Raw genomic sequence first — 3,696 nt, forward strand, 5'->3', positions numbered from 1 at the left:
TCTTTTGGATGAGATTTTTGGTAACAGATCCTACAAAAAAGATGGAATGCCATATTCATCAATGGCTTGTGGATTAGCTGATCTCCAGTATTTCCAGGGGCGACGTCGTTTTTGAAACATTTTGGCGTAATTATTGCGTAAAAAATAAATAACAGGCTGTTTGGATATTTTTACGAATATATCCCTTACGCCTCGAACCGTACGAAAAATCCTCCAAAGGTTGTTCTTATGAGCAGTACTGCTAACGCTTCACATCTCGAACAAGGGCTGAAATCGCGTCACATCACCATGCTTTCAATTGCCGGCGTTATCGGTGCCGGTTTGTTCGTGGGTTCCGGCCATGCCATTGCCGAAGCCGGCCCTGCTGTCCTGTTGGCGTATGGCGCCGCCGGTACACTGGTTGTGCTGGTGATGCGCATGTTGGCTGAAATGGCCGTCGCGTCGCCGGATACCGGGTCCTTCTCTACCTATGCCGATCGCGCGATTGGTCAGTGGGCGGGCTTTACCATTGGCTGGCTGTATTGGTGGTTCTGGGTGTTGGTGATCCCGTTGGAAGCCAACGCTGCCGCGACAATCCTGCACGCTTGGTTCCCGAACGTGGCGATTTGGGCGTTCACGCTGGTGATCACGCTATTGCTGACCGCGACTAACCTGTTCAGCGTGAAAAACTACGGTGAATTCGAGTTCTGGTTTGCACTGATCAAGGTGCTGGCGATCCTGGGTTTCGTGGTGCTTGGGGTGCTGGCGATTTTCGGTCTGCTGCCAAACACCCAAGTGAGTGGTGTCAGTCATCTGTTCGATACTCAAGGTTTCATGCCTAACGGTATTGGCGCAGTGCTCGCAGCCATGCTGACGACCATGTTCTCGTTCATGGGCACCGAGATCGTCACCATCGCTGCTGCTGAATCGAAGAACCCTAGCCAGCAAATCACCAAGGCCACCAACTCGGTGATCTGGCGGATTTGTCTGTTCTATATGGTGTCGATTTTCATCGTGGTGGCGCTGGTGCCCTGGAACGACAGCCGCCTGGCAGATGTTGGCTCCTATCAGACGGTACTTGATCTGATGGGCATCCCGAATGCCAAGCTGATTGTCGATCTGGTGGTATTGGTCGCAGTGACCAGTTGCCTGAACTCGGCGCTGTATACCGCTTCGCGCATGTTGTTCTCCCTCGGCAAGCGTGGCGATGCGCCCGCGATATCGCAACGCACCAGCAAAGCTGGCACGCCGGTGTGGGCGGTGCTGCTGTCCACCGCAGCGGCGTTCCTTGCTGTATTCGCCAACTACGTTGCACCCGCTGCGGTGTTCGACTTCTTGCTGGCAAGTTCCGGTGCGATTGCCTTGCTGGTGTATCTGGCGATTGCTGTTTCGCAATTGCGCATGCGTAAGAAGCGTCAGGCTGCAGGCGAGACCATCGCGTTCCGCATGTGGCTGTTCCCTGGGCTGACCTGGGCGGTCATCGTTTTCATCGTTGGCGTGTTGACGGTGATGCTGTTTCAAGAAACCCATCGCATGGAAATCATCGCCACCGGTTTGCTCAGTATTCTGGTGATTGCGGCAGGTTTGATTGTGGCCGGCCGCCGCAAAGGCGCGAAGGTTGGCGAAGTCGTGCTCAATTGATGTACTGAGCAGTTTTCGCTGGAAAGACAACGGCCGCGATCAGTGATGATTGCGGTCGTTTCATGTTGTCACTCGGATCGGCCCTTTTTCGCTTGCTGACCAGAATCCAGTCGATTGAATCACCGCATCCGCCCCAGCACCGACCGCCCCCTGATCTGATGCTGTACCACCGCCAGCAAATGCACCGCCACCAACCCCGCCAATATCGCGCACAGCACATGATGTACTTCATGCAGTTCGCCCAACGCTGTGGCTGAATGAACCAGCTGTGGCAGTTGGAAGAGGCCGAGCATGTTCACCGGGTGAGCCATCATCAGCACGCCGGTAACCAACACGCTGCTTACCAGTATGTAGATCGCGATATGTGCCGTACTGGCCAGGTGTTCCTGAAGGGTTTTGGATCTTTTGGAAGCCGCGGTCATCGCAAGCCACACGCGCCACGCAAAGAATGGGATAAACACGCTGGTGATCTGTGGATTCACCGATTCAACCCACTGCCGAAAGGCGTCGTCCTTTGCCATGAGTGCGACGCCAAAGCCGCTGAAGGTCGCCCACAGGATGATCACAGCCGATATCCAATGCAGATAAATCCGAGGGCTTGAATAGGGTTTGGCAGAAAGGGGAGAGAGGTCGGTCAACGCGTCAGCCTCCATTGAGAAGAAATTTCATTCTCGTTAAGGTTGGCACGCTAACCGCGCAGTAGAGCTTTGTAAATTAAATTCGCTGTTAAGAATGTGGCTGCGTCGGACGACTGGCACGTGCGTTTTTCTTCTCAAGGATCTGCGACGCCTGATTGTAGTCCGCCTGAAACCCATCGCTGCCAATCCACACCACGGCGGCTTCCTCGTCTTCGTCGTGGTGGATCGCTCGATACATAATCAGCAGCCCCATCATGAAGTCGGTGGCGTCTTCTTCCTCTTGCTCTGCAATCACCAACTCCAGCACCGGGTATTGCAGGAACACCACGCACATCGCCAGTTGGCTGATGCCTTCGGCGGTTTTCATCGCCAGGAACAAGTCATCGAAGTCCGCGGGGTCGAAACCGTTTTCCAGGATGTCCTTGAAGTCGAACGTGCTCAGGTCGATCTCGACGTCATCAAACGGCTCGTTGACGAATGGATTGGCCAGGACAGGGTGTACGACGTTCTGCACTGCCTTGCCCATGCGATTGTGCCTGGCTTTGACTTTTGCCCGTTTGGCGCGCTTCTGTTGTTTCTCAGGGGAGGCCATGGGCTTGGGTCCTTGTCAGGTTGCATTGAGCATCTACGGCGCCGCAAGAGACAACGCCGACGAAATGGCTGTGCATTGTATTCAGTCCGGCGCGGATTCGCTGCGCTTTATGATCTCGGCAGCCATGCGATCGATGGACTGATCCTCAGTCAAGCGCAGCGCTTCAAGAAAGTCCGCTCGGAAATCATCGCTTTCGACGCGTGCTATAGCGGCCTCTTTAGGTGTTCCGTGAGTGCTCAGCCAGTAATCGCCTAGTGTTTTGACAAGGATGTCGTCCAGATCCTCAAACGTGAATGTTTGGAAGACGTGCGCAGCGACAGGGCCGTTGAGAAACGCGGTCAGAACGGCTTGTTGACCTTGCGATTCAATCGCTTTCAGTTCTTCATAATGTTCAAGGCGTTGCTGATCCGAAGGGGCTTCGGCGGGGTCCAGGAACAGACCAGACATGATCATTTCTTCTTCGGTCATGTCGATTTCTATTTCATCGCCCCTATGTAGAGCCTTCAGTGCTTCCAGTTCTTCATCGGTCAGACTCTCCCGCAGTTCCGGATCTATGGCGTCAAGGAGGCCCAACGCATCTTCGTCGTCCAGGTCGTCTCCGAATCCGAGCATGTCGTTAAAGCTCGGGAATGCGTCGTCGGGATTCGGTGCCACACCGCTGCGCGCAATGCGTTGCTGCTTGGCTTTGGCCTTTGCACGCTTGGCGCGCTTTTGTTGTTTCTGGGGGGAGGACATATTCGGTCTCCTGCACTTGGACGAGCTGAAAGCCTACTAAATTGCGCCCAATAAAAAACCCCTGAATCTTTCGATGCAGAGGTTTTTTGGTATTTATGGTGCCAGAGACGG

At 54.3% G+C, this 3,696-nt stretch carries 4 protein-coding genes; 1 reads left to right on the forward strand and 3 read right to left on the reverse strand.

Going from position 1 to position 3,696, the window contains the following annotated elements; genetic code table 11:
* The first annotated feature begins 228 nt into the window (after positions 1-228).
* The gene (gene gabP / locus VGC62_RS07350) at positions 229-1,620 is read left to right on the forward strand and encodes a GABA permease (protein ID WP_331186410.1); all 1,392 of its coding nucleotides are present in this window, start codon (positions 229-231) and stop codon (positions 1,618-1,620) included.
* A gap of 119 nt (positions 1,621-1,739) precedes the next feature.
* Here the strand turns inward: gabP and VGC62_RS07355 are convergent, their stop codons facing one another.
* The 3 genes from VGC62_RS07355 to VGC62_RS07365 all read right to left on the reverse strand — a co-directional run bounded on the left by VGC62_RS07355 (position 1,740) and on the right by VGC62_RS07365 (position 3,585).
* Positions 1,740-2,258, reverse strand: coding sequence for a cytochrome b/b6 domain-containing protein (locus tag VGC62_RS07355; RefSeq protein ID WP_331186411.1), 519 nt, complete (start codon positions 2,256-2,258; stop codon positions 1,740-1,742).
* 88 nt (positions 2,259-2,346) lie between these two features.
* Positions 2,347-2,850, reverse strand: coding sequence for a hypothetical protein (locus VGC62_RS07360; RefSeq protein WP_331186412.1), 504 nt, complete (start codon positions 2,848-2,850; stop codon positions 2,347-2,349).
* Between the two features lie 81 nt (positions 2,851-2,931).
* Positions 2,932-3,585: a hypothetical protein gene (locus VGC62_RS07365; RefSeq protein WP_331186413.1), complete on the reverse strand. Its 654-nt coding sequence runs from the start codon at positions 3,583-3,585 to the stop codon at positions 2,932-2,934.
* Between the last annotated feature and the right edge of the window lie 111 nt (positions 3,586-3,696).

Origin of the sequence: Pseudomonas sp. (assembly GCF_036404235.1) — a bacterium.
GTDB lineage: Bacteria > Pseudomonadota > Gammaproteobacteria > Pseudomonadales > Pseudomonadaceae > Aquipseudomonas.

Excerpts from the sequence above, each read along its gene's own strand:
- gabP (WP_331186410.1), top strand. The coding sequence starts at position 229 with ATGAGCAGTACTGCTAACGCTTCACATCTCGAACAAGGGCTGAAATCG.
- VGC62_RS07360 (WP_331186412.1), bottom strand. The coding sequence starts at position 2,850 with ATGGCCTCCCCTGAGAAACAACAGAAGCGCGCCAAACGGGCAAAAGTC.
- VGC62_RS07365 (WP_331186413.1), bottom strand. The coding sequence starts at position 3,585 with ATGTCCTCCCCCCAGAAACAACAAAAGCGCGCCAAGCGTGCAAAGGCC.